Source organism: Chitinophaga horti, assembly GCF_022867795.2.
In the GTDB taxonomy this organism is placed as follows: domain Bacteria; phylum Bacteroidota; class Bacteroidia; order Chitinophagales; family Chitinophagaceae; genus Chitinophaga; species Chitinophaga horti.
The window spans coordinates 3,327,240-3,352,493 of sequence record NZ_CP107006.1; the positions used below are offsets into that span (position 1 = coordinate 3,327,240).

The 25,254-nt window shown below is 51.6% G+C and carries 17 protein-coding genes; 12 read left to right on the forward strand and 5 right to left on the reverse strand.

Annotated features, from left to right (window positions below; genetic code table 11):
• Window positions 1-7 precede the first annotated feature (7 nt).
• Window positions 8-2,545, reverse strand: a complete 2,538-nt coding sequence (locus MKQ68_RS13380; protein ID WP_264279567.1) for a M14 metallopeptidase family protein — start codon at window positions 2,543-2,545, stop codon at window positions 8-10.
• A gap of 104 nt (window positions 2,546-2,649) precedes the next feature.
• Here MKQ68_RS13380 and ggt point away from each other — a divergent pair, with 104 nt between their 5' ends.
• From ggt to MKQ68_RS13410, 6 genes are read left to right on the forward strand one after another with little or no spacing between them, the layout of a single operon-like run.
• On the forward strand, window positions 2,650-4,335 hold the full coding sequence (gene ggt, locus MKQ68_RS13385) for a gamma-glutamyltransferase (RefSeq protein WP_264279568.1): 1,686 nt from the start codon (window positions 2,650-2,652) through the stop codon (window positions 4,333-4,335).
• Between the two features lie 10 nt (window positions 4,336-4,345).
• Window positions 4,346-4,873, forward strand: a complete 528-nt coding sequence (locus tag MKQ68_RS13390) for a DUF1572 domain-containing protein (RefSeq protein ID WP_264279569.1) — start codon at window positions 4,346-4,348, stop codon at window positions 4,871-4,873.
• Window positions 4,870-5,280 (forward strand): hypothetical protein, encoded by a 411-nt coding sequence (locus MKQ68_RS13395; RefSeq protein ID WP_264279570.1) that lies wholly within the window; start codon window positions 4,870-4,872, stop codon window positions 5,278-5,280. The genes MKQ68_RS13390 and MKQ68_RS13395 overlap by 4 nt, the downstream gene beginning before the upstream one ends.
• A 3-nt stretch (window positions 5,281-5,283) precedes the next feature.
• Window positions 5,284-6,324: an aminotransferase class I/II-fold pyridoxal phosphate-dependent enzyme gene (locus MKQ68_RS13400; RefSeq protein WP_264279571.1), complete on the forward strand. Its 1,041-nt coding sequence runs from the start codon at window positions 5,284-5,286 to the stop codon at window positions 6,322-6,324.
• A gap of 11 nt (window positions 6,325-6,335) precedes the next feature.
• Complete coding sequence (locus MKQ68_RS13405) at window positions 6,336-7,190, forward strand: TraB/GumN family protein (RefSeq protein ID WP_244843433.1); 855 nt, start codon at window positions 6,336-6,338, stop codon at window positions 7,188-7,190.
• Window positions 7,191-7,208: 18 nt separating this feature from the next.
• Window positions 7,209-8,045 (forward strand): TraB/GumN family protein, encoded by an 837-nt coding sequence (locus MKQ68_RS13410; protein WP_244843431.1) that lies wholly within the window; start codon window positions 7,209-7,211, stop codon window positions 8,043-8,045.
• Between the two features lie 2 nt (window positions 8,046-8,047).
• Here the strand turns inward: MKQ68_RS13410 and MKQ68_RS13415 are convergent, their stop codons facing one another.
• Window positions 8,048-9,088, reverse strand: a complete 1,041-nt coding sequence (locus tag MKQ68_RS13415) for an isoaspartyl peptidase/L-asparaginase family protein (protein WP_264279572.1) — start codon at window positions 9,086-9,088, stop codon at window positions 8,048-8,050.
• Between the two features lie 179 nt (window positions 9,089-9,267).
• Between MKQ68_RS13415 and MKQ68_RS13420 the strand changes: the two genes are divergently transcribed.
• Window positions 9,268-14,028 carry a translocation/assembly module TamB domain-containing protein gene (locus MKQ68_RS13420; protein WP_264279573.1) on the forward strand — a complete coding sequence of 1,587 codons (4,761 nt, stop codon included), beginning with the start codon at window positions 9,268-9,270 and terminating at the stop codon, window positions 14,026-14,028.
• Window positions 14,029-14,171: 143 nt separating this feature from the next.
• Here the strand turns inward: MKQ68_RS13420 and MKQ68_RS13425 are convergent, their stop codons facing one another.
• Window positions 14,172-15,374 carry a bifunctional 3,4-dihydroxy-2-butanone-4-phosphate synthase/GTP cyclohydrolase II gene (locus tag MKQ68_RS13425; RefSeq protein ID WP_244843419.1) on the reverse strand — a complete coding sequence of 401 codons (1,203 nt, stop codon included), beginning with the start codon at window positions 15,372-15,374 and terminating at the stop codon, window positions 14,172-14,174.
• A gap of 634 nt (window positions 15,375-16,008) precedes the next feature.
• On the opposite strand from MKQ68_RS13425, the gene MKQ68_RS13430 reads away from it, so the two are divergent.
• The gene (locus MKQ68_RS13430) at window positions 16,009-19,236 is read left to right on the forward strand and encodes a TonB-dependent receptor (RefSeq protein ID WP_264279574.1); all 3,228 of its coding nucleotides are present in this window, start codon (window positions 16,009-16,011) and stop codon (window positions 19,234-19,236) included.
• Window positions 19,237-19,777: 541 nt separating this feature from the next.
• On the opposite strand, the gene MKQ68_RS13435 is transcribed toward MKQ68_RS13430, so the two are convergent.
• Window positions 19,778-20,575 carry a hypothetical protein gene (locus tag MKQ68_RS13435; protein ID WP_264279575.1) on the reverse strand — a complete coding sequence of 266 codons (798 nt, stop codon included), beginning with the start codon at window positions 20,573-20,575 and terminating at the stop codon, window positions 19,778-19,780.
• A 138-nt stretch (window positions 20,576-20,713) separates the two neighbouring features.
• Here MKQ68_RS13435 and MKQ68_RS13440 point away from each other — a divergent pair, with 138 nt between their 5' ends.
• The gene (locus MKQ68_RS13440) at window positions 20,714-21,223 is read left to right on the forward strand and encodes a GNAT family N-acetyltransferase (RefSeq protein ID WP_264279576.1); all 510 of its coding nucleotides are present in this window, start codon (window positions 20,714-20,716) and stop codon (window positions 21,221-21,223) included.
• A 104-nt stretch (window positions 21,224-21,327) separates the two neighbouring features.
• Here MKQ68_RS13440 and MKQ68_RS13445 read toward each other — a convergent pair whose 3' ends face one another.
• Window positions 21,328-22,137 carry an alpha/beta hydrolase gene (locus MKQ68_RS13445; protein WP_264279577.1) on the reverse strand — a complete coding sequence of 270 codons (810 nt, stop codon included), beginning with the start codon at window positions 22,135-22,137 and terminating at the stop codon, window positions 21,328-21,330.
• Between the two features lie 296 nt (window positions 22,138-22,433).
• On the opposite strand from MKQ68_RS13445, the gene MKQ68_RS13450 reads away from it, so the two are divergent.
• Genes MKQ68_RS13450 through MKQ68_RS13460 form a run of 3 tightly spaced genes read left to right on the forward strand, consistent with a single transcriptional unit; the run spans window position 22,434 to window position 25,247 of the window.
• Entirely contained in the window at window positions 22,434-23,141 is a 708-nt protein-coding gene (locus tag MKQ68_RS13450; protein ID WP_264279578.1) for an alpha/beta hydrolase-fold protein, read from the forward strand.
• A gap of 10 nt (window positions 23,142-23,151) precedes the next feature.
• Window positions 23,152-24,117: an ATP-grasp domain-containing protein gene (locus MKQ68_RS13455; RefSeq protein ID WP_264279579.1), complete on the forward strand. Its 966-nt coding sequence runs from the start codon at window positions 23,152-23,154 to the stop codon at window positions 24,115-24,117.
• 26 nt (window positions 24,118-24,143) lie between these two features.
• A complete protein-coding gene (locus MKQ68_RS13460; RefSeq protein WP_264279580.1) occupies window positions 24,144-25,247 on the forward strand; it encodes a carboxylate-amine ligase in 1,104 nt (367 codons plus the stop codon).
• Window positions 25,248-25,254 lie beyond the last annotated feature (7 nt).

The following is a 25,254-nucleotide window of genomic DNA, read 5'->3' on the forward strand; positions in this document are numbered from 1 at the left end:
ATTTAAGTTACTGCCCCACCAGGAACACCGCATTACTGAACAACAGTTTCCCATTCTCCCAAAAACTCCGGAACAACGGATCATCACTCATGAATACCAGTTGCCCGCGGCCCAGGTCTTTTGCGCCGAAGAGCAGGCCGTCTTTTAACTTTGCTTTGGTGGATGCGCCGACGAAACCACTCAGGTAATTGTCTTTACGGATCACGCCCACATTCCAGCCGCCATCGGTGATGAAATCATAAACGTGATCGTTTTGTTTGAGCGTATAGTAGAAGTCGGGGTAGCCAAATGCCAGCGGGTGTGTTTTATCCATTTCCACCTTGTAGATTGCGCCGGGAATGAATTGTCGCACCATATCGCGCTCGCGGTCCTGGTAACGGCGGAGCGGCTCATAGATGTTTTTCTTGGTTTCCTCTTCTTTCTTGTCGTCTTCTTTCTTTAGTTTGATGCCCCATTCTGCCGCGGCGATCTGCGCTACTGCCCCTTCCAGGGCTACGATCTTTCCGCCCCCGCTCACCCAATTACGCAGGCGGTCGGCTGCTTCCTTGTTGGCGAATAAGGAGTAATAGCCATCTGGCATGATCAGTACATCAATGTCTTTCAGGTCTGCTACGTTAAAGTCTTCGGTACCGATTACCGCTACCGGGTAGTCGATTTGTTGTTCGAAGAAGTGCCATATCTCTCCCATTCCCAGTGAAGATACTTCGTTACCCGCCAGCAGCGCGACGTTCGGCTTACGGATGTAACGCATCTTGCCTGAGCCAAGGTCCGCTCCTTTTTCTACGAAACCTGTCGGCACCTTGTCCAGTACAACCTTGTGTGTAGCGGCCAGTTTACTCACCGTATTATCGAACACACTGCTCCACTCCGCATTATCTGCGCGGGACACCACCAGCGTGCCGGGTGGATACACCTTACTACCCACGGTGAACGCTTCTTCCGCATACCGCACCTTTAGTCCTTTTTGCAGCAGGGCGGCGAGGAACTTCACGTCCGCCACACTGTTCCAGGCACCAAGGTACGCGTATACGGCGCCTGCGGGTGCTGTAGTGGTAGCTGCTGCGGGCGGCGTCTGGGATGTGGGTGATAAAGATTGTTTTACCCCATAGGCGGTAAGGCCGTAAGCATAAGGCAGCGCCCAGGCCGTAATATCATATGTAACGGAATCGCTTAAACGGGATTCCGGTTCGAAGAGTACCTTAATGAAGTTGCCGCGGGGTTGTGCCGCATTGATCACCAGGTCGTTGGCTTCGATGTTGAAGTCGGCCGTTTTACCGGTGAAGTAGTTGAAGCCACTGGCCTTCGCTGTACCCGCGCCATACCCGAAACGTATATCATTGCGACGCAACATCTCCGCCAACGACGCCAGCTTTTCAGGATTACCGCCGCTTTTTACGACATAAGCACGGTAGTCACCCGCGGGACGGGTACGCGCATCGGTAAAGTAACGCTGGTATTCCTGCAATAGTTTCTTTGCGTTGCCGGCGGTTACCTCGATGGTCGACATACCTGTTGTATAGTGATGCGCGATACGGTCTGCCAGCGTAAGCGTATCGCCCGTTTCGGTCAGCACCGCCAAGCCGGCACGGCCGCTTCCGCCCTGTTCGTACGTCATTCCGATCGCTCCATTGTACATCGGGTACGTATCCCCATAACTCGGATAAAACAGGTCGAAACGCTCCTTTGTGAAATAGCGCCAGCCTTTATCATCAAAATACTTTGCATTGTTTTTACCGATCAGCACCTGGAACTCGCGCTGCCAGGGCGTTATGATCTCATGAAACGGCTCCGCCGCCGGGGCGAAGTAATAAGGCTCGTCTATGCCTTGTTCGTGGAAGTCTACATGTACCTGCGGCATCCATTGATTATATTTTACGGCGCGCTGCTGCGTTTCTACCTGCGTTTGCCAGGCCCAGTCACGGTTCAGGTCGAAGTAATAGTGATTCGGCCTGCCGCTTGGCCAGGGTTCGCGATGTTCGCGGGAAAAACGGTTGGCGTCGGGCTTCTTGTTAGCAGTAGCGCTATAAAAGTTTACATATCGATCGCGCCCGTCAGGATTGAGGCATGGATCGATGAGTACCACTGTGTGACGCAGCCATTCCTGCGACTGCGTATTACCGGGCCTTACCAGCTCGTACAGCGTTTGCATGGCAGCTTCTGTGGATACGGCCTCGTTGCCGTGCACGTTGTAGCTTAGCCATACAACTCCAGGCTGATCTACGCTCCCACTCCCGTTTTCGATGCCTGCCAGCTGCAGGTTGTTCGTCCTGATCTGCTCCAACCGCCCGGCATTCTCCGGCGAAGCCACGGCGGCCAGCAGCAGCGGTCGGCCTTCGTACGTTTGGCCGTACTGCTCCAGTTTTACCTGGGAGGATGTGGCTGCTACCTGTTTAAAATACTCCACCACCCGGTAATGCGGCGTAAACCGCGATCCTAACGGGTAACCGAGAAACTCCTTTGGCGAAGGCGGTGCCTGGGCAAAAACCTGGCTACCAGGGCAGGAAAGAAGGCAAATCAATGCTAAAATGGAACGAAGTCTGAGCATATCCAATCGGGAATGTGTATATCTCAAAATAAGCTTTTAGCAACATTTTAACGCAATTCCGTTGTAATTTCCCTGCGGATATTGACCATCGATAAAACAACGTCATGCGCAACATTGTATTTGCCTTTTCCATCCTCGTATGTTCCCTCCCGGCCATGGCGCAGGACCAGGCCTTTAACTATACGGTACAGAAGTCCGTTACCGCCCGTCAGGGTGCGGTGGCCAGTGCGCATCCGCTTGCCAGCCTGGCCGGACTCAAGATGTTGCAACAAGGCGGCAATGCCGTCGATGCGGCTATTGCCACCCAACTGGCGCTGGCCGTGGTATACCCTTCTGCCGGCAATCTTGGCGGCGGTGGTTTCCTGGTAGCGCATCTGGCCAATGGAAAAGAATTAGCGATCGATTATCGGGAAAAGGCCCCCGGCCGCGCGCACCGCGATATGTACCTCGATGATAAAGGCGCTCCGATCGTAAAGTTAAGTCTCGACGGACATCATGCCGCAGGCGTACCCGGCACCGTCGCCGGTTTGTTCGCGTCGCTTCCTTATGGTAAACTGAAGATGGCGCAACTCATCGCGCCGGCCATTGAACTGGCGGACAAAGGTTTTGTGATTACCGCAGCGGAGGCCCGGTCATTGAACAATTTACGTAAAGACTTCGAAAACCTTAATACGCGTCCCGTCGCTTTTGTAAAGCAAAACGAATGGAAGGCCGGCGATACGCTAATACAAAAAGACCTGGCCCGCACGCTCCGACTCATCCGCGACAAAGGCGCCGCAGGCTTTTACCAGGGCGAGACGGCGGATAAGATCGTAGCCGAGATGCAGCGTGGCAAAGGCATCATCAGTAAAGCTGATTTAAAAGCTTACAAGGCCGCTACGCGCATACCATTGCGCTTTCCCTACAAAGGCTATACGATCCTCACTATGCCTCTGCCCAGCAGCGGCGGTGTGATCTTACAACAGCTGTTAGGCATGACGGAAAAGTATCCGCTGGCGCAATACGGCTTTCACAGCATAGCAGCCGTACACCTGATGGTGGAAGCGGAAAGACGCGCCTACGCCGACCGTGCCGAGTTCCTGGGCGACCCCGACTTTGTGAAGGTGCCCGTAAAAGCCATCACGCAGCCGCAGTACCTCGCCTCACGCATGCAGGACTTTAACCCGCAGCAGGCCAGCTCCAGCACCAAGATTAAAGCGGGTCAGCCGAAAGAAAGCGAAGAGACGACCCACCTGAGCGTGACAGATGCACAAGGCAATGCCGTATCGGTTACGACTACACTTAACGGCGGCTACGGCAGCCGCGTAGTGGTAGGTGGCGCGGGCTTTATCCTCAATAATGAAATGGACGATTTTTCTGTAAAACCAGGCAGCCCGAATATGTACGGACTACTGGGCACAGAGGCCAACGCTATAGCACCAGGCAAACGGATGCTCAGCTCCATGACGCCGACTATTGTACTGCAGGGCAACCGGCCGTACATGGTAACTGGCACGCCGGGCGGATCTACCATCATCACCTCCATGTTCCAGACGATCGTGAACGTGCTTGATTTTGGATTGAGTGAAAGCGACGCCGTGAATAAGCCTAAGTTCCATCACCAATGGCAGCCGGAGACCGTATACGTAGAAAAGGGCTTCCCAGACAGCACCGTGGCGGGATTGAAGAAGATGGGCCATAAGGTGGACAATCGAAACGCCATTGGCAGAGTAGAACTGATAACGATTAAAAACGGCCGCATCACCGCCGTGGCCGATAACCGCGGCGACGACAGTGCAGCAGGCTATTAAATAAGTGCAGATGACAACCGGACAACTATTCCTGGAGAGTGTGACCAAACGTTTCTTAACGTACAAAACACTGGGCGAAAAAACATTTGAACAACTGAGTGACGAGCAGCTTTGCTGGGAGCCACCCGGCTATCCCAACAGCATTTACGTGATCGTGAAACACGTGAGCGGCAATATGTGTTCACGTTTTACTGACTTCCTCACCACCGATGGAGAAAAGCCCGGCCGGCAGCGGGATGAAGAGTTTAAACCTGGCATTGCCAGTCGCGCCGAGATCATCGGCTTATGGGATAAAGGATGGGACGTATTGCTCAACACCCTGCGCAGTCTGACCGACGAAGACCTGGCCAAAACAGTAACCATCCGCGGCGAACCCCATTCCGTGATCGACGCGATCAACCGGCAGCTGGGCCACTACCCTTACCATGTGGGCCAGATCGTGTACCTTGGTAAAATAATGCAGCAGGAAAACTGGCGCAGCCTGTCCATTCCCGTTGGCCAATCCGAACAATTTAACAAAGAAAAATTCGGCAGATGAAGGTGCGATACCTCTTACCCATCCTGTTTTTATTCGCCTGCAACAGCGGCAAAACAGACGATTTACTGAAACACAAAAAGTGGCGCGTGTACGATGTAACCGTGCCGCCCAACGATCCGTATAACAACAACCAGGTGTCGCAATCCGTAGACCTCAAGCAGGGATATTACGCAGACGCCTACTACCAGTTCCTCGACAATAACGTGTTTATCGCCACGATCGATAACAAGCCGGATACCGGGCGTTACAGCCTGCTGAGTAATGGCAAGATCATTTCCGTTACCTCAGCCAATGGTTCGCGCAAGCAGGAACACCTGGTGAATATCACGAAGCTGGATGAAAACAACTTTAATATGAAAGTGAAGAGTGGCGACTTTCATTTCATTCTTCACACGCGGAAAGAGTAGCCTATGCACCTCACCGACCAGACACCCGGCCGCACCGTGGTAATCGACAATCGCGAACACCTTTTCTTTTCCGGATTCGCTTACCTCGGCGTGCATCGTTCAGCCCAGTTCCAGGCTTTAATAGCAGCAGGTTTGGGCAGATACGGCAGCCTGTTCCCATCCTCGCGCATTGCGAATGTTCAGTTGTCATTGTACGATGAGCTGGAGCATGCTTTTTGCGCGCTGCAGGGGCAACAGGCGGCGGCGTGTTTCAGTTCGGGCTACCTGGCGGGACAGGCGGCTATCCGGTACGGGCAAACGAAAGGGGAAGTATTGTATGCCCCGGGCACCCATCCTGCATTACAGTTGCCCGGGGCAGTAGTCCCAACGGGCGATTGGGCGCAATGGGCGTTGGAGCGCATCAACCAAAAACCGGATCACACCTATGTAATAGCCGCCGACAGTGTGAACCCGCTTACCGCCACGGTAAACGACTTCAGCGCGTTGCAACACATCAACCGTAAAACGTTGGTGATCATCGATGATTCACATGGAATTGGTATACTGGGTGAAGATGGCGAAGGCATAATATCCTATCTGCCCGAAAACCCACACTTGCATTACCTGGTAACTGCCTCTACGGGCAAGGCTTACAGTATGGAAGGCGGCATTATCACCGGTAAAGCCGCAGACATAGCCGCCATTAAACGCATGCCTGCTTTTACGGCCAGCACGCCCATGATGCCGGCACTTGCCTACGCATGGCTGAATAGTCAGTCCATTTATGCAGAGGCCAGACGTAAGCTGGAACAAAACGCGCAGTATTTCCGCGACATTACATTGGGAATGCCACAGTTGACGCAGGCGGAGGCATTACCCATGTTTATACTCAACGGCGCGCAGGAAGTGTACGACTACCTGTTACATCACGAAACCGTTATTTCCTCTTTCCGTTATCCATCGCCGGACAGTCCCCGTTTAAACCGTGTGGTGCTGTCGGCCCTGCACTTGCAGCAGGACCTGGAGACGGTAGCGGGTTTATTAAAACGATACTATTCTGCTTAAAACACTTCAATATGCTTAAGAAAATTATTCCATTACTGTTAGGCCTGGTGGGCATTACACAAGCCAGTCATGCACAAAACTCACTGCTGTGGAAGATCAGCGGCAAGGGCATGACCAAGCCCTCGTACGTTTTCGGCACCATGCACATGATTTGTCCGGACGACTACTTCATGTCCGAATCGGTAAAAAAAGCCTTTAAAAGTGCCGATACTGTGTACATGGAAATGGACATGGACGACCCAATGATGATGATCAAAGTGGGACAACTGAGCCAATTGCCTGAAGGTAAAACGCTCGACAAAATCTTCACCGAAAAGGAATACAAGGAACTGGCCGCCTACATGAAGGCCAACCTGAAACTGGACCTGGCACTGTTTAACCAGTTTAAGCCGCTCGTCCTTACCAGCCTGCTCACCACCAAATCCTTCAAATGCGAAACGCCCGCCTCCTATGAAATGAATTTTGTAGAAATGGCTTCCGAGCAGCGCAAAACCATACTGGGACTGGAAACGCCCGAGCAGCAGATCAGCGTGTTTGACGCCGTAGACGATCGGAAGGAAGCGGAAATGATCATGAAAAGCATCCGGGAAAAAGAGAAAGAAAGTGTAACGTTTAACAAGATGATCACCCTGTACAAAAAGCAGGATGTAAACGGCTTGTACAAACTCATGAAAGAAACCAACGAAATGGACGGTTTCGAGGAAGAATTGCTCACCAAACGTAACAACAACTGGGTGCCGGCGATCCGGAAAGTGATCGGTGGCAAAACGCAGTTCTTTGCTGTAGGCGCTTTACACCTGGCGGGACCGCATGGCGTGCTTACACAATTAAAGGCCGCCGGTTATACGGTGACGCCGGTACTATAATTTTATATATTCAGGAAGATGAAGAAACTGCTAGTGATAGCCGCCCTGCTGATGCAGGCGCATGTGATAATGGCGCAGGAAGCGTTGTTGTGGAAAGTGAGCGGCAAAGATGCCAAAACCTCGTACCTGTTTGCAAGCAGCATTGTGTGCGATAACAAAGTACAGCTGCCTGTAGCCGTAGAAACCGCCGTCACCGGTGCCGACAACGTTTATTTCGAACTGCCCGACCGCGACGACGATACGGCCTTTGCAGGTCTCACACGTTTGCCTGCCGGCGATTCGCTGCAACGTTATTTTTCAAGGGAAGAATACTCGTTGTTCAAATCATTCCTCGCCCGCAGGCTGCGCATCGGCTTAGCCGGTAACGAGGATTTCACCCCTGCTTTTGCTTACTACACCGTGCGTAACATGCTCACCTATTGCGAGGTGAATACCAACTATACAAACGTCATTGCCAACCTGGCCGATGCACAGAACAAACCCACTTTCGGCCTGGAAACCACGGCTGAAGGCCTGAAAGCGCAATTGAAAATACCTCCTGCCGTATATACTAAACTGATCATGGACATCGTATACGCATCCGGCAATATCACCATCACCCGCAACCAGCAGATGGACCTGTACAAGAAGCAGGACATTTTCGGCATGTACAACGCCTACATCAAAGGCAAAGAACTGGGCGGCTACGAGCAAATCATGCTGGGCGACCGGAACAGGAAATGGCTGCCTGTCATCAAAACCGCCATTGCCAGGTCGTCCAGCTTCTTTTGCGTGGGTGCATTGCAGTTTGGTGGCGAGCAAGGATTGATTGAGTTATTGCGGAAGGAAGGGTATACGGTGACGGCGATTAAATAGCCCTACTCCTTATAAATCCTAACCGCCACTTTCCCATCCGCCGTCACACTCCCGCGGTACATCCCCGCCGTATTAAACGGCCAGGCCATATGACCGTTCTTATCCAGCGCGATCAAACCGCCATCGCCACCGAGGGCTGGCACTTTTTTCATGATCAGTTCGTCCGCGGCGGACTTGATGTCAAGGGAGCGGTATTCTATCAGGTCGCTGACGGTTTTGGCGACGCTGAGGCGAATAAAGTACTCTCCCCAGCCGGTACAGGAGATGGCGCAGGTTTCGTTGTTCGCATAAGTGCCCGCCCCGATAATCGGTGCATCGCCTACGCGGCCGAATTTTTTGTTAGTCATACCGCCGGTGGACGTGGCCGCGGCCAGGTTGCCTGACCGGTCTAACGCCACTGCGCCAACGGTGCCGAACTTGTAATCGTGGTTCTCGATGCCCAGGCGGCCCGTACGCTTCGACGTATCGGCGTGGTCGAGTTGCGCCTTCAGGGAGTCCTGGGCCTTTGCCCGTTGCAGGCCGCGCCAGCGATCTTCTGTATAGAAATAAGAGGGAGCTACAATTTCCAGTCCCGCCTGTTGGGCGAACTTTTCGGCGCCCGGGCCCATCATCATCACGTGCTGCGACTTCTCCATTACGGCACGGGCGGCGGTAATCGGGTTACGGATGGTGGTAACGCCTGCTACAGCACCGGCTTCCAGGGTTTTGCCGTTCATGATGGCGGCATCCATTTCGTTGCGGCCTTCGTTGGTAAATACGGCGCCTTTGCCGGCGTTGAACAGGGGCGAGTCTTCCATCACACGCACGGCGGCTTCTACGGCATCGAGACTGCTGCCGCCTTTTTTGAGGATGGCGTAACCAGCCTGCAACGCGGCTTCCAGGGCTTTAATGTAGGCCTTTTCCCGTTCGGGCGTCATCTGCGATTTGAGGATAGTGCCTGCACCGCCGTGAATCACCAACACGTACTTAGTCGTATCTGCGGGGGCGGCCCACAACTTCAACCCGAAAAAGAGAAACAACAACAAGCCGGTACAGCGTTTCATAAGCGAACAGATTTTATGTAAATGTAATATTCTACTTTATTTTTGTATTTCCCGCTAAACAACAGCGCTGCCAATTGGCAGACAAATTGCTTATAGTTATTTTTGCCCGGTAAAGTAAAATAACAGCACTGAGAAAAGTCCGCAAAATATTGTCCATTGTCCTGCTAAGTTTGCTGGGCTTGATACTGCTTATCAGTATTCTCGTGAATATTCCCGCCGTACAAAACATGCTCGTACACCAGGTGACCAAACGTTTGTCGACGAAACTGGGCACCCGGGTGGAGATCAAACATATCAACCTTCGCCTGTTCAACAGCATGCGGATGGAAGGCACGTACATCGAAGATCGCCACAAAGACACGTTACTATACGCCGGCGCACTGCAGGTAAGGATTACAGACTGGTTTTTCTTCAAGGAAACACCGGTGCTGAAGTTCATCGGGCTGGAAGATGCCACGGTTAACCTGGTACGCCATAAGGGCGACAGCCTCTGGAACTACGCCTTTATTGCAGATGCGTTTGCAGGCCCCTCCGCATCGCCGAAAAAGAAACAACAGGCCAGCTTTTCGGTCGACCTGAAGAATGTGGACCTGCAACGGGTGAAATTCAATTTCATCGACCGCTGGCGAGGGGAAGACATGTACCTCTACTCCAACCGTATTTTGCTGGATGCACAAAAGCTGGACCTCACGGGCAAAAATATCTGGATACAGTCGCTGGAACTGGACCAACCCTCATTTGTTATTTCCAGTTACCCAGCCTCCAGGCCGAAACGTACTACGCCCTTGCCAGCCACGGTAGCGGCGCCACCGGATACAGGCACCGTCATACCCGGGCTGCAATGGAACCCGGACAGATGGAACTTGCTGGTACGATCGCTGCGCATTGAGAACGGCACGTTCGGCGTAGACAACCGGCGGGGAGACACACTGGTACCGTCCGACGAAGGTTACTTCGACCCAGGGCACATCCGGTTTGAGAAGATCAATCTTTCCCTTTCCAACACACAATTCAAAGACGATAGCATTTTTTCCGACCTGAAGCTGCGCACCCGCGAACGGAGCGGCTTCGAGGTAAAGCAACTGGATTGCCGGTTTAAGATGTCGCCCGTGCAAATGGAGTTTTCCAACCTCGACCTGCGCACGGAAAACAGTCAGCTCGGCGACTATTTCGCCATGGAGTACAGCGACTTCAGCGACTTTGCCGATTTTGTCGATGCAGTAACCATGCGCGCCAACTTCAAAAAGACCCGCCTCTCCTCCGACGACATCGCCTATTTTGCTCCTGCATTGAAAGACTGGAATACCGAAATCCGTTTTAGCGGCAGTGCGCGCGGGCCAGTGAGCAACCTGCGGGCCGACAGTATGAGCGTACAGGGCGGCAAAGCCACCAAACTGGCCGGTAGCTTCCAGATGCGCGGCTTGCCGAACATCGACGAAACCTTTATCGACTTCCAGGCAACAGAGTTGATTACCAACGGCGCCGATTTGCGACAGTTCCTCCCGATACTCAAAACCACCACCGCCGTACGTACCGACCTGATCACCCACCTGCGATTCCAGGGGTCATTCAGCGGACTGGTTAACAACTTTGTAGCTTACGGAAAGTTCCAGACCAACCTGGGCAACCTGGATACGGATATCAACTTCAAAACCAGCGGCGATGTGCCGGTATATTCCGGTAATGTGCTGGCAGATAACTTTAACGTGGGTATACTGCTCGATAACAATATCGTCAGCACCGTGAGTATGGATGCTAAAGTAAATGGCGCCGGCTTCAACTTCCAGACTTTAAAAGCAGCCGTGGACGCCAACATCCGGAGTATCGGCCTCAATAATTACCTGTACCAGAACATTAAAACGAAAGGCGAAATGAACCGTAAGTTCTTCAACGGTTCCCTCAATATTGCCGACCCGAACCTGGACATGGACTTCGCTGGTACCATTGACTTCAACAACGCACTGCCCATATTTGACTTCGACGCTGAGATCCGTAACAGTGATCTGAAAGCACTGAAGCTCACCAAGGACTCGATCACCCTGCAAGCCAAGGCCGACCTGAACTTCGCCGGTAGCAACATCGATAACTTCGATGGAATGGCGCGTTTGTATGATCTGTCTCTCCTTAAGAACAACAGCCGCGTGGAGTTTGACTCGCTCGTGGTAAGAACAGATATTGAAAACAACCAGAAGGCCCTGCGCATCAAGGGCAGCGAGGTGGATGGCTACGTAACGGGCAACTACAGTTTTATGGAACTTCCTTATGCATTTCAGCTGTTCCTGAATAAGTACTACCCTAGCTATTTCAAGGTGCCCGAAGGCAATCCTCCTGCACAGGACTTCCGTTTTGCATTCCAGTTCGGGGAGGTAGATAAACTTATAAGGGCCTTCAACGATGATATTTCGGGGCTGAATCAAACTAAAGTAGAGGGAGCGCTTAACACCGCCACGGGAAGCTTTACCATCAACGCCCACGTGCCTTTCGCGCAATACGACGTGTATGGTGTGCGGGACCTGGTACTGAAAAGTAATGGCGATTTTAACAAGATCAACCTCAGCACACAGTTGGGCCAGGTACTGTATAAAGACAGCACCATCTTTAATAACCCGCTGATACTCGCCAGTTCCAGCCACGATACCTCGTACGTGCAGATCGATATGAAAGCCGAAGATACCACCTCGCTCGATGGCTTCTATGCCCGCGTGGTCACCGTAAAAGAAGGCGTGAAAGTTAACTTCCTTAATAGTTCCTTCACCGTAAATAACCGCCAGTGGCAAATGGAACCTGGAAATGAAGTGTATTGGAGTAAAGATTTCCTGACGGTAAATAATCTGCGCATCACCCGCAATAACCAGAGCATCACCATACAAACCAACGAGTTTAACCCGGACGACAGCCGGTTCGATATCATCATTAAAGACCTGAACCTCGCCGATATTATTCCCCCGCAGCTTACCACAACCCGTATCGAAGGGTTGGCGAACGGTAACATCGCAGTAGTAGATCCATTTAATCATCTCACGATAAATACGGACCTTACCACCAGTCAGCTGCGCGTAGCCAACGATTCCATCGGCGTCGTGACCATTAAAGGCGATTACGACATTAAGCAGGGATTGACCGGCGTGGAGATCAAGGCGGATAATGCTTTGGCCGACTTCCTCGTGCAGGGTAATATTGGTCTTACGAAAGATAACAAGGACCTGGATGTGACCATCGTAGCCAACAACTCCTCCATCTCTTTGCTGAACCAGTACCTGAGCGATTATGTGAGCAACCTTACCGGGTATGCAAACGGGAAGATAGAGATACGAGGCACGACGGATAAGCCATCTTTTACGGGTAACATGCGAATAGACAGTGTGGGCGTAAAGGTGAATTATCTCGGCACCTACTATCGTATTCCAACGCTGAACGTAAAAAATATTGATGATGCCTTTATCGAGATGGACCCGTTCCAGATGATCGATAAGTTCGGCAATACGGCCAGGGCCAACGGTTTTATCAGCCATGAGAACTTTAAGAATCTGCGTTTTGAGTTCGACATCTTTTCACCGAAATTCCTGTTCCTTAATACAACCGCTGCCGACAGCGACCTGTATTATGGCGATATTCTTGCCAATGCACGCGTATACTTTGAAGGTCCGCTGGATAACCTGCAGCTGCGCGTACAGGCCCGCCCCCTGTTAGGCTCGCACTTCTACCTGCCTATTTCTGATAGCAAAACCATTGGCAAATACGAGTTCATCTCCTTTAAAAGCTATGGCAAAACAGAAGCCGTGAAAAAGAAGAAGAGCAACGTAAAACTGAACGTACGCCTGGATATTGCCGCCACGCCAGACGCGCAGATCGATGTAATACTCGACGCCACCACCGGCGACCAGATATCCGCCAACGGTACGGGCAACCTGCAGTTAAACGTAAACCTGGACGGCGACTTTACCATGTTCGGCAACTACATTATTAATAACGGTACCTATAACTTCATTTTCCAACGACTGGCCCGCTGGAAGTTCGATATTCAAAAGAACAGCACCATTACCTGGAACGGTGAGCCGACCGAAGCGAAGATGAACATCACCGCTAAGTACTCGCTGCCAAAAGTGAGCCTGTACAACCTCATCGATCGCGGCGGTGGCACCCAGCAAACCAGCACCACCGACCAACTGGCTACCCGCCAGGAGAAGGTGGACATCAACATTAACCTGCGCGGCGCGCTCATGCAGCCCGTTATCGACTACTCGATCGAACTGCCGGATGCCGGCTCACTCGCCTATGGCAGTGCCGTAGCAGCGAAACTGAAAGAGATTAACCAGGACCAGAGTAAAGCCTTGTTACAGGTAACCGCCTTGCTGGCTGCCGGACAGTTCTGGTCGGACGAGGGGCTGGGTGGTACCGCGTCCGTATCTACCACCGGTAAAAACAGTATCGGCCAGGCCCTTAGCGCCCAGGCTTCCGCGATATTGAACAATGCCTCCAGCGCCCTGTTGAAAAACAGCGGCATCGGGTTTAATGTGAACTACACCGCTTACAACTTCGGCTTGCAGGAAAGCTCCTACGACCGTAACCTCGTAAGCGCCGGTATTACCAAAAACCTGTTGAACAACCGTATCCGTTTGTACGTAGGTGGTAACTATGACTGGGGACGCCAGTCTGCCAACGCTAACAGTGAGCACCTGGCCGGCGACTTCCGGGTGGAGTACCTGCTTACCGAAGACGGCCGCGTGCGTATGAACGCCTTCACCCGCAGCGACTACGATGTATACACCCTCGGCAACCGTAACCGCGGTGGCGTGGGCATTTCGTATGTGCGCGACTTTAATAAGGTGCGGGAGCTGTTCCACCCTGTGCAACGCCCCCGACGTCCGCTACCCGATAGTAGCCGTCGCAGGGAAGCGATCCGCCAGGAAGTGGAGGATTCGTTGAAACAGCGGCAGTAGTTAGTTTTCTTTTGTACCTTCTTTCCATCTCTTTTCAGCCGCCGTTGTGTCACTCACTTCAGCGGCTTTTTCTTTGTTCAGCAAACAAAAAAAGGGGCCTGCCTCTTCGGCAAGCCCCTGGAAAATATACGATCTAAAATACTTTATCCTTTTAAGATATCATGCCCCAGCTTGTCACGCTTGGTACGGAGGTAGTTCTCGTTGTGCGGGTTCGGGTGTATCTCGATAGGCACGTTTTCTACGATTTCCAGTCCGTAACCATTTAAGCCGGCGCGTTTGCGCGGATTGTTCGTGATCAGGCGGATCTTCGAAATATCGAGGTGGCGGAGGATTTGGGCGCCTACGCCGTAGTCGCGTTCATCCATTTTGAAACCCAGTTCGAGGTTGGCTTCCACCGTATCGCGGCCTTCTTCCTGCAGGCGGTAGGCCTTCAGTTTGTTGAGTAAGCCGATGCCCCTGCCCTCCTGGTTCATATATAATATAAGGCCTTTACCTTCGGCTTCTACCATTTGCATGGCCGCCTGCAGCTGTTCGCCGCAATCGCAGCGGAGGGAGTGCAGGATGTCGCCCGTAAAACAGGAGGAGTGTACGCGCACCAATACCGGTTCACCTTTTTCCCATTCGCCTTTTTTAAGCGCCATATGTGTTTCGCCGGAGCTGAGCTGCTTGAAGGCGATCAGTTCGAAGTTGCCGTATTTGGTAGGCATCTGCACCTTTACCTGCTCTTCGATGAGCGTTTCGGTACGAAGGCGGTATTCGATCAGGTCTTTAATAGAGATCAGTTTCAGGTCGAACTTTTTGGCGATCTCCTTCAGTTCAGGCAGGCGCGCCATGGTGCCGTCTTCGTTCATGATCTCTACCAGCACACCCGCTTCCTCGAAGCCGGCCAGCCTGGCCAGGTCGATGGTTGCTTCGGTATGACCGGTGCGGCGTAGTACGCCATTCTTTTTAGCCCTGAGTGGGAAAATGTGCCCTGGTTTGCCCAGTTCTTCCGGTTTAGTGTCCGGGTTGATGAGTGCCTGTACAGTTTTGGCCCTGTCGTGGGCAGAGATGCCCGTGGTGCAGCCATGACCTAACAGGTCGATAGAGATCGTGAAAGGCGTCTGGTGTATGGCCGTATTGTCGCGGACCATCAGTTCCAGGCCCAGTTCGTCGCATCTTTCTTCCACCAGCGGGGCGCAAATAAGCCCGCGACCGTGGATAGACATAAAGTTTATGATTTCAGGCGTCACATTCCTGGCCGCCGTTACGAAGTCACCTTCATTCTCACGGTCTTCATCGTCCACTACAATTACCAGCTTACCTTGTTTTATATCCTCAATCGCTGATTCAATGGTATCCAACATAATTCGTCCGTTAAATTACCCCGCAAAGTTAGGTTAATTTAATGTGGTTTGAACGGATGCCCCGCCCGCTAAGGCGAAAATGACGCGGCGGTGTTGTAACATTCACTGCCGGCATACGCTATACAATACGAAAGCAATTAAATCTATTGTATGTAACGTTATGTACTAACCCTGCTGGCCGCCTTATTTCCAAATCTTATTAAACCCACATATATGAAACGTATCTTACCATTTGTCTTATTGTCTGCACTTGCCTTCACCGCCTGCACCAAAGAAACAATACCCGAACCGAAGCGCCTCGCAGGCGCATGCTGGGTTGGAATGCCTTCGGACTCAAGCCATCTAAAATAATTATGGCTCATCTGTAGTGGCTGTTTTGGCCTCATACGGCTGAAACCGGCCACTACTATACCCTTTTCCACCTGAATTGTTCAAATTAAAATAATTCCTATTCGACAGTTTTTATTTTCTATGCGCAGATAATGAACAAACGACAAGAAATTCTGTTATGAGAAGATAATCTTTAATTAAACCTCGCATTTTTTGCAACGCTCTAACAGGTAACAATTTGTTAATTCTGCGTTAAAGTTTCTCGTCAATTATTTGGCATCTTTGCACCATCAAAACTGTTGTTATGGGATTTAGAAAGCTACTCATTGCTATTTTATTAGTATTGGGTGGTCCGGCACTATTCGCGCAGGTGACCACCTCGAGCCTTACGGGCACTGTTAAAGACAAAAATGAGGCGCTACTGGGCGCCACTGTAAAAGCAACCCACTTACCTTCCGGTACCATTTATGGCACTACAACCCAAACCGGCGGTAACTACACCATTCCCAACATGCGTGTTGGCGGTCCCTACCGGATAGAAGTAACCTTTGTGGGTTACGCTACCCAGACCTTTAACGATATTACCCTTAAACTGGGTCAACCTTTCCGCCTGGACGCAACCCTGGCCGACAACTCACAGCAGTTGAACGAGGTAAACATCGTTTCCCGCAGAAATGCGATCATCAGTCCGGGTAACACGGGAACTTCTACTACGATCACCCGTAACCAGCTGGAAGCATTACCGACTGTAAACAGGAGCCTGAACGATTACATCCGCATGAATACGCAGGCATCTACCACAACCAACGGTAGCGATGGTTCTTCATTAGGTGCTTCCTTTGGCGGACAAAACAACCGCTACAACCAGTTTGCGATCGATGGCGCTACCTCCAACGACGTATTTGGTTTATCGGCTTCCGGTACCAATGGCGGTCAGGCCGGTGCCAACCCGATCTCTATCGAGGCAATCGAGCAGATACAGGTGGTACTGAACCCGTACGATGTAAAGCAGAGCGGCTTTACCGGCGGTGGCATCAATGCCATCACTAAAAGCGGTACAAACCAGGTACATGGTTCAGCTTACTACTACTTCCAGAATGATAACCTGGTAGGTAAATCACCGGACACTGCCCGCAGAGCTTTCGGCGATTTCGAAAACAAAATATTCGGCGCAACCATTGGAGGCCCGATCATCAAAAATAAACTGTTCTTCTTCGGCAGCGTAGAGAGAACTACCCGTAAAAGCCCCGTAGACTTCAACCCGCTGGAGGCAGATGTGTTTACGGAAGCGGAACTGACCAACATTTCCAACGTATTAAAAGATACTTATGGTTACGATCCAGGGGGATTTGGTGCGCAAACGAGAGAGCGCTCCTCTACTTCCCTGTTCGGCCGTATCGACTGGAACATTAACGAGAAGCACAGGCTGACTTTACGTCACAGCTATGTTGACGGTAGCGATATTAACCCCGGTACCCGTAACAGGGAAACGGTTTCGTTCTTCAACAACGCCTACGAATTTCCTTCCAAAACACATACCTCCGTACTGGAATTGAACTCTGCGTTCTCTAACCGTATGAGTAATGAGCTGAGGATCGGTTATAACAACGTACGTGACCGCAGAACTTCACTCGGTGATCCGTTCCCGTCTGTATCGATCAACGATGCTGCTACCAGCCGCCGTTTCAACTTCGGTAACAATAACTCGTCTATGGCCAACGCGCTTGACCAGGACATCTGGACCATCACGGACAACTTTACCCTGTATAAAGGTAAACATACCATCACCGTGGGTACCAGCAACGAGTTTTACAATATGATGAACACCTTCATCCAGAACGCGAACGGTACTTACAACTACACTTCCCTGGATGCATTTTTGAGCAATAACGCAAAACCTTCTCAGTACCAGATCTCTTATACTACTGCTGATTCTACTGATAAATCAGGTGTAGGCTTTAAAGCGATGCAACTGGGCCTGTATGCACAGGATGAGTGGGATATCAAAAAGAACCTGCGCGTTGTGTTCGGCGTGAGAGTGGATCTCCCTATCTTCAATACAGACGCTCCCTACAACGATGCATTTGCGAAAGACCCTGCCTTCGCCGGTTATTCTACCGCTACTTTGCCTAAGAAACGCCTGCTGGTTGCGCCACGTATCGGCTTCAACTGGGACGTGTTCGACAATGCACAAACGCAGATCCGCGGTGGTGTGGGACTGTTTACCGGCAGGGTACCGTTTGTATGGATATCTAACCAGTACAACAACTCCGGCAACCGTTATACCGCCATTAACCTGAGCAATGCAAACATACCGGCCGCTATGCGCTTCCGTTATGACGCAGAAGATCCGTTCCTGGCCCAGTACACTGCTTCGCAGCTGATCGCCCTCGGTGCTAACGTAAGACCAGGTTTGTCTAACGTGAACATTACAGACCGCGACTTTAAGTTCCCGCAGGTATTCAAAACCAACCTGGCAGTAGACCAGCAATTACCATGGGGCATCGTGGCCACAGCAGAATTTAACTTCTCTAAAACCATCAACAACGCTACCTGGGAGAACCTGAACTTCGTTCCCATGAACGACTCTATCCGTTTAGGTGGTACAGAATGGCGCCCTATGTGGCAGCGTAAAACTACCAACTGGGGCGACCAGGTGGTGCTGATGAAAAATACCAACAAAGGTTATGCTTATAACCTCACTGCCGACTTCCAGAAGTCAACAGCTTCCGGTATGTTCGCGAAAGTAGGTTACTCCTTCGGCCGCTCTTATTCTCTGAACGATGGTACTAACTCTACCGCTGGTTCTAACTATCGCTACTCTCCAAACACTGCGGGTCTTAACGATCCTGCTTACGGTCTTTCCAGGTATGATATGGGACACAGGGTACTGGCAGTTATCAGCCAGAGCTTCAAATACGGTCCTAAGAAAATGTTCGGCACCAACGTGAGCCTGTTCTACAACGGGCAGAGCGGCACGCCGTACTCCTGGGTATACTACAACCTGAACGCCGACCCTACCGGTGACGATATTGGTTCGGGCACCAACAATGACCTGGTGTACGTACCAACTGCAACAGAAGTGGCCAGCATGCGTTTCGTAACAGTTGCCGGCCGTACAGAAGCACAGCAGCGTGAAGATCTCGAAGCACTGATCAGCGGTGACAAATACCTGAGCAAAAGAAGGGGTAAAAATGCAGAGAAATATGCTGCCCGTACGCCGTTTGAGCATGTAGTAGACTTCAAATTAACGCAGGACTTCGTGCTGTATAAAACACACAAGATCCAGTTGTCTATGGACATCCTGAACCTGGGTAATCTGCTGAATCACAAATGGGGCAGAACGCACTTCATCAGCAACTACGTAGCTACGCCGATTACTTACAACTCTAAAGATCCCGTTACCAAAGAAGCCATCTATCAGTTTAACAGAGGCCTGTTGAACTACAACGACGGCGGTAACGATCCTTACTATGTAAACCAGTTCACTTCCCGCTGGAGAATGCAGCTGGGTGCACGGTATACTTTCTAATTAAGCTTGCTTACTACATACAAAGAGCGCTTCCGGCAACGGGAGCGCTCTTTTTTTATAGGGGGGCGGGAGGTTGATCAGTGCTATGCTGCACGCTGCAGTTAGAAGGAGCTTTGTTCATTTATCTTGTAGTGAGAAGTTGATCAGCGCTACGCTGCACCCTGCCGGTAATGGAAGCGTTGTTTCTTTATACCGGGAAAAGAGGCTGATCAGCACTACACAGCGCGTTGCCGGTAATGAGCGCCCCGGGAGACAGAAGGTTAACTAGTATATAAAGCCAATATACCTGCAAGATGAAGGGAGATGCGTTGCTTAAAACGTGGACTTGTTCCAAACAAGCTTTGAAGACTTCATGAAGATTACTTTTAGCGTGAAAACCGGGAAGTGAACGACAAATGCTGGCGAAAAGGCAGCGCAAAACACCCCGCCTGCCCTTGTCACCAGCAAAACCGGGACTTATGGACACGACGAAACGCCGGCTACCCTGGTGTACAGCTGGAAATTCAATACCATCAACAATAAATTCGGAAAAGGGCAAAGACTAGCCAGGTGGGAACCGGGAAGCGACAATCACAGGCAAACTTACCGCTGCCGTGTTACGCGCGCCCCTATCCCGTACACGGGGCTGCTTTTTTGTGCGCGGCGCAGGTTTCATGGGTGGCATTACGGCCATCACGTCCAGTGCATTGAAGTACTTCATGCGCATAGGACCATTGGCGTTATAACAAGTTACCTCCAGCAGGATGATCACTTGTTTGTCTGCCGGTACCGGGAGATGTAACTCCACTCCTTGTTGCGGGGCTGCGGGGTTGAACAATACTGATCCGGAAACGACGGCTGTGCAGGTACCCAGGTTGAAATCGGGCACCAGGGCGATAGCGCGGTACTGGAGCGCAGTAGCCTTCGGGGCAAGATAACTGCACGGGTTAGTGACGCTTACAGACACCGCTCCATCAAAATGACGTACGATCTCTATATCGTCGTGCACGAAAGTATTAGCGTTTACACGGAGGCCGTTAAGGCGGCTTAGGTCGCCGTAACACATGGTACGGCGGCCGCGTTTATGGGTACGGTCGGCGCGAAGCACCTCGCCCATGGCGCGGTTCAGGCGGTTACCGAAAGTAGTATCGTAGGTGAGGTCTGCCACGTTTTCGAGCGCATGCCGCAGGATGCGGGCGCAGCGGGAAGCAGTGCCGAAATCGCGGGCGGCCTGCCGGGTGGCAGTGGTTTGTTTAACAAAAGCAGGCATGGAGCGCATACAACTTTTACCGCGGTAGTTATACCCGATCACGTTGCCCAATTTGCCTGTAAAAGGGAAAATCCCGGTTTGAATGGCCATATCATGCAGTGTTTTAGTGTGTACGCCAATGAAGCAAACATAGTACCGGATTATAATATATTTATTTCGATCAGATGTTTGTGATTGAAACGGGTATTTGGAGGTAGAAATGAAATATATGAAGTTTATCTTTGCAGCATGTCAAACTTGCACTTTCGCAACGCCGTGGCAGCCGATCTGCCGCGCATCGTCGATATATATAATTCCACCGTGGCGGGCCGCATGGTTACCGCAGATACGGAGCCGGTAACGGTGGCCAGCCGGGAAGAGTGGTTCCGCAAACACGACACCGCAAAACGCCCCCTCTGGATGGTAGAGAACGAACAGCAGGAAACGGTAGGCTGGGTCAGCTTCTCCTCTTTCTACGGCCGCCCTGCCTACAGCGGCACGGTAGAAGTAAGCATCTACCTCGACGAGCAACAGCGTGGCAAAGGCTATGGCAAACAGGTACTCGCCCGCGTACTGGACGAGGCGCCCCGGTACGAGGTGCACACGGTGCTTGGCTTCATCTTCGCTCATAACGAACCTTCGCTGAAGCTCTTTTACCACTTCGGTTTCGAGGACTGGGCCAGGCTGCCGGATGTGGCGGTGCTGGATGGGGTGGAAAGAAGTTTGGTGATTGTGGGGAAGCGCGTTGATGGACGATAGGGGCGATGCAAACTTCGCGTATGATCTTCGCATCTGCCAACAAAAAGGCTCTAAGTCCACCGACTTAAAGCCCTTTATATACTACATTCACATAATAACCAATGTTACGCATCTGCCGATACCCACTCCAGGAACTTCGGCATCACACCGGCCCAGGTGGCCAGATCGTGTTTACCGCCTTTCACGAGCGAGTATTCGATCTGCTGCCCCATCACGTACCCTTTCTTCTTCAGGGCTTCTATGAGCGCTTCGGTATCATCTACGGAGTCGATCACGCCATTGTTGTTACGATCGGCCTGCTCGTCCTGGGTGCCGCATTGTAAAAAGAATTTGAGCGAAGGATCGTAGTTGCCTTCCCGGATCTGGCGATGCATGATACGGTCGCTTTCTTCGCGGTAGCCACTGGCCAGATCGCGACTGCGCCACCAGAGGGAGCCGGAGAAGATACCTACGGACTGGAAGTCGCGCGGATGGTTCCAGACGATGTCCAGCGCGGAGAGTCCGCCCAGGGAGAAGCCTGCGATAGCTTTTTTATCAAAGTTAAGATGATATTGCTGCTGCACGAAAGGAACGAGCTCCTTGATCATGAAACGGCTGTACAGGTCGGCCCGGCAGCCCCTGCCCTGGAAGTCGATATAGCCTGCCGTACCATACTCCTGCCCTCGTTGCGGCCCCGCATGCACAGCCACCACGTACAACCGGCTGGGGTTGTTACGAAACAGGTTCTCGAGCAACTGCTCCAGCCCCAGGGCCGGCATATCCTGACCGTCGTTCAGCAACAATAGCCTGGTAGGGCCCTCTGCCGGTGGATTTACAGGAACATAGCAGTCGAAAACAACTTCCCTTTGTAAAAAGGAAGAGAATTGCAGGAAGTGATCAATCCTGACGCTTTTTACGATAGCTTTACTGCCCATACTCTAAATTTAATTATTTTTTTGACGAAATACAATGTGAATAGCGGAAACAAACATTAAAAACGATAAAAAACATTACATATATTTTTTCATCATTTGAAGCTGGCTTTTTTCATAACGCGGTCCTGTTGCCGTAGCCGAACCAATACATGCATCAATCTTTATGCCCCGAAGGGCTGGGGTGGGATATTTAAACAAATCTTTACACAGGAAGGTTCGATTTTACTTGACTTTTCGCCTTTGAAAAGATAAATTTGATAGGCACCATCCTCATTTTTCACCCAAACCCACCCTGCGTGACAGAAAACTACTACACATGGCACTCACCGCATACCGACCGCCCTTTTGAGATGCTCGTATTCGGTGATCGTGGATTTCCGTTGATTTTCTTTCCCACGTCTATGGGGCGTTATTATGAAAGTAAGGACCGGGGATTGATCGACGCCGTGTCATGGTTTGTAGACAATGGCCTGGTGAAGATCTACTGTGTAGACAGTGCCGATGCCTGGAGCTGGTACAACAAGCAGGCGGCGCCTTACGAGCGGGCCCGTAATCATGCAGCGTACGATCAGCTGATCTTGCAGGAAGTGCTGCCGAGAGCGGTCGCGGAAACCGGATTTAACAGGGTAGCCGTGTCGGGATGTAGCTTTGGCGGATACCACGCTGCGAACTTTGCGTTCCGCTACCCGGAGCACGTATCCTACCTATTCTCCCTGAGCGGTGTATTTGACATGCGTTTCCGGATGGACCATTACTACGACGACAATCTGTATTTTCATAACCCGGTGGATTACCTGCCCGGCAATCAGCACCCCGACCTCTGGCGGATGGGCATTATTCTGGGCACGGCCGAAAAGGACATTACGCGCAGGCACAACGAAGAGCTCTCCGGGATATTGACCGCGAAAAACATCTCCCACTGGCTGGATGTGCGGCCGAATGCCGTACACGACTGGCCGGTATGGAAAGACATGTTCCCTCATTACCTTTCACTCATGAAATAAATCACTTCCCATGAAAAAGATAGGCATCCTGTTTGGCCGCGAGAACACCTTTCCGCAAGCATTTGTAGACCGTGTGAACCAGCTGGCACCCAATGGCGTAAGCGCCGAATTCGTGCGGCTGGACAAAGTAATCCAGGGCGACCCGTCGGGCTACAGCGTGATCGTTGACCGTATTTCGCATGACGTTCCCTTTTACCGCGCCTTCCTGAAAAATGCAGCCATCAGCGGAACAGCGGTGATCAACAATCCTTTCTGGGAGAGTGCGGACGAGAAGTTTTTCAATAATGCCCTGGCAGTAAAGCTGGGCATACCCGTACCTAAAACCGTAATACTCCCCTCCCACGAGCTGCCGCCAGATACGAGTGGCGAATCCTTCCGCAACCTGGCTTACCCGATGGACTGGGAGGCGATGTTTGATTACGTGGGCTTTCCGGCATACATGAAACCTTTCGCCGGGGGTGGATGGAAAAACGTGTACCGGTTGGAAGATAAAGATGCCTTTTACGAACAACATACAAGTACCGGTCAACTCGTGATGCTACTGCAGGAAGAAATCGTGTTTGAATCGTACTACCGCTGTTATTGTATCGGCGGCAAGTATGTACGCATTATGGCCTATGATCCCCGTAATCCGCACCATGAAAGGTACCAGGCCTCCTTTCCGGCTAAAGCTAAACTGCTTAAAACCATCGAAGGATATGTGCTGAAACTGAACCGCTACCTGGGCTACGACTTCAACACCGTGGAATTGGCCGTGAGAGACGGTATCCCATACGCTATTGACTTCTGCAATCCCGCCCCGGACGCAGATCGTGCATCAGTAGGAGAAGAAAACTTTGAATGGGTAGTGAACACCATGGCGAAGTATGCACTTGAACGGTCCAACTCTGCCAGGGAGGGATTAGACAACCTCACCTGGGGACAATACATCCATCACGCCGTCGCCCGTACGCCATTGAACGAAACATCGCTGTAAGCCTAAAACAGTTAACTTGCATCCATATGGATTTAAAAGACCTCACGCTCGGCATCGAAGAAGAATATATGGTGTTGGACCCGCAAACGCGGGAGCTGAAAAGCCATGAGCAGAAGATCGTTGAGCAGGCCCACAAAGTGATCAAAGACAAAGTGAAGGCCGAGATGCACCAGGCAGTGGTGGAAGTAGGTACACAGATCTGCAGCAACATTACAGAAGCGTATGAGGACGTGGCCATGTTGCGTAAAACCATATCACAAATCGCCGGCGACCTGGGTTATTCCGTGGGCGCCTCCGGCACGCACCCTTTCTCTAAATGGGAAGCGCAGCTGATTACCGACCATCCCCGTTATATTGAACTGCTGAACGAAATGCAGGATGCTGCGCGTTCCAATCTTATTTTCGGTTTGCACGTACACGTAGGCATGCAGAACCGCGAGATGGCGTTACACATTGCCAACTCCGTTCGATACTTCCTGCCGCACATCTTTGCGCTGAGCACCAATTCGCCGTTCTGGGAAGGGCGTAATACGGGCTTTAAATCGTTCCGTACGAAGGTGTTCGACAAGTTCCCGCGTACCGGCATCCCGGACTATTTCGCGAGCATCGAAGAGTACGACAATTACATCAAACTACTGGTTAAGACCAATTGCATCGATAACGCCAAAAAAGTATGGTGGGACCTCCGCGTACACCCTTTCTTTAACACCGTGGAGTTCCGCATTTGCGACATCCCCGTTACGGTGGAGGAAACCATTACCATGGCCGCGCTGTTCCAGGCGGTATGCGCTAAAATAGTGAAGCTGCGCAAGCAGAACCTCAACTTTATCATTTACAACCGCGCCCTCGTGAACGAGAACAAATGGCGGGCATCCCGCTATGGGATCGATGGGAACCTCATCGATTTCGGGAAGGAAATGGAGGTGAACGCAAGAGCATTGATTTACGAGCTGCTCGATTTTGTAGACGATGTGGTGGATGAATTGGGCAGCCGTGCCGAGGTGGAGCGTACCATTAAAATCCTGGAAGAAGGCACCGGGGCAGACAAGCAGCTGGCGGTTTTTGAACGTACAGGCAGCCTGCCCAGCGTGGTGGATTATGTTCAATCGCAGTTCCTCAAAGGCTGTTAACCACGGT

Bases quoted from the DNA above. Each gene is read 5' to 3' on its own strand.
- MKQ68_RS13380 (WP_264279567.1), bottom strand. From the start codon at position 2,545: ATGCTCAGACTTCGTTCCATTTTAGCATTGATTTGCCTTCTTTCCTGC.
- ggt (WP_264279568.1), top strand. From the start codon at position 2,650: ATGCGCAACATTGTATTTGCCTTTTCCATCCTCGTATGTTCCCTCCCG.
- MKQ68_RS13390 (WP_264279569.1), top strand. From the start codon at position 4,346: ATGACAACCGGACAACTATTCCTGGAGAGTGTGACCAAACGTTTCTTA.
- MKQ68_RS13395 (WP_264279570.1), top strand. From the start codon at position 4,870: ATGAAGGTGCGATACCTCTTACCCATCCTGTTTTTATTCGCCTGCAAC.
- MKQ68_RS13400 (WP_264279571.1), top strand. From the start codon at position 5,284: ATGCACCTCACCGACCAGACACCCGGCCGCACCGTGGTAATCGACAAT.
- MKQ68_RS13405 (WP_244843433.1), top strand. From the start codon at position 6,336: ATGCTTAAGAAAATTATTCCATTACTGTTAGGCCTGGTGGGCATTACA.
- MKQ68_RS13410 (WP_244843431.1), top strand. From the start codon at position 7,209: ATGAAGAAACTGCTAGTGATAGCCGCCCTGCTGATGCAGGCGCATGTG.
- MKQ68_RS13415 (WP_264279572.1), bottom strand. From the start codon at position 9,088: ATGAAACGCTGTACCGGCTTGTTGTTGTTTCTCTTTTTCGGGTTGAAG.
- MKQ68_RS13425 (WP_244843419.1), bottom strand. From the start codon at position 15,374: ATGTTGGATACCATTGAATCAGCGATTGAGGATATAAAACAAGGTAAG.
- MKQ68_RS13430 (WP_264279574.1), top strand. From the start codon at position 16,009: ATGGGATTTAGAAAGCTACTCATTGCTATTTTATTAGTATTGGGTGGT.
- MKQ68_RS13435 (WP_264279575.1), bottom strand. From the start codon at position 20,575: ATGGCCATTCAAACCGGGATTTTCCCTTTTACAGGCAAATTGGGCAAC.
- MKQ68_RS13440 (WP_264279576.1), top strand. From the start codon at position 20,714: ATGTCAAACTTGCACTTTCGCAACGCCGTGGCAGCCGATCTGCCGCGC.
- MKQ68_RS13445 (WP_264279577.1), bottom strand. From the start codon at position 22,137: ATGGGCAGTAAAGCTATCGTAAAAAGCGTCAGGATTGATCACTTCCTG.
- MKQ68_RS13455 (WP_264279579.1), top strand. From the start codon at position 23,152: ATGAAAAAGATAGGCATCCTGTTTGGCCGCGAGAACACCTTTCCGCAA.
- MKQ68_RS13460 (WP_264279580.1), top strand. From the start codon at position 24,144: ATGGATTTAAAAGACCTCACGCTCGGCATCGAAGAAGAATATATGGTG.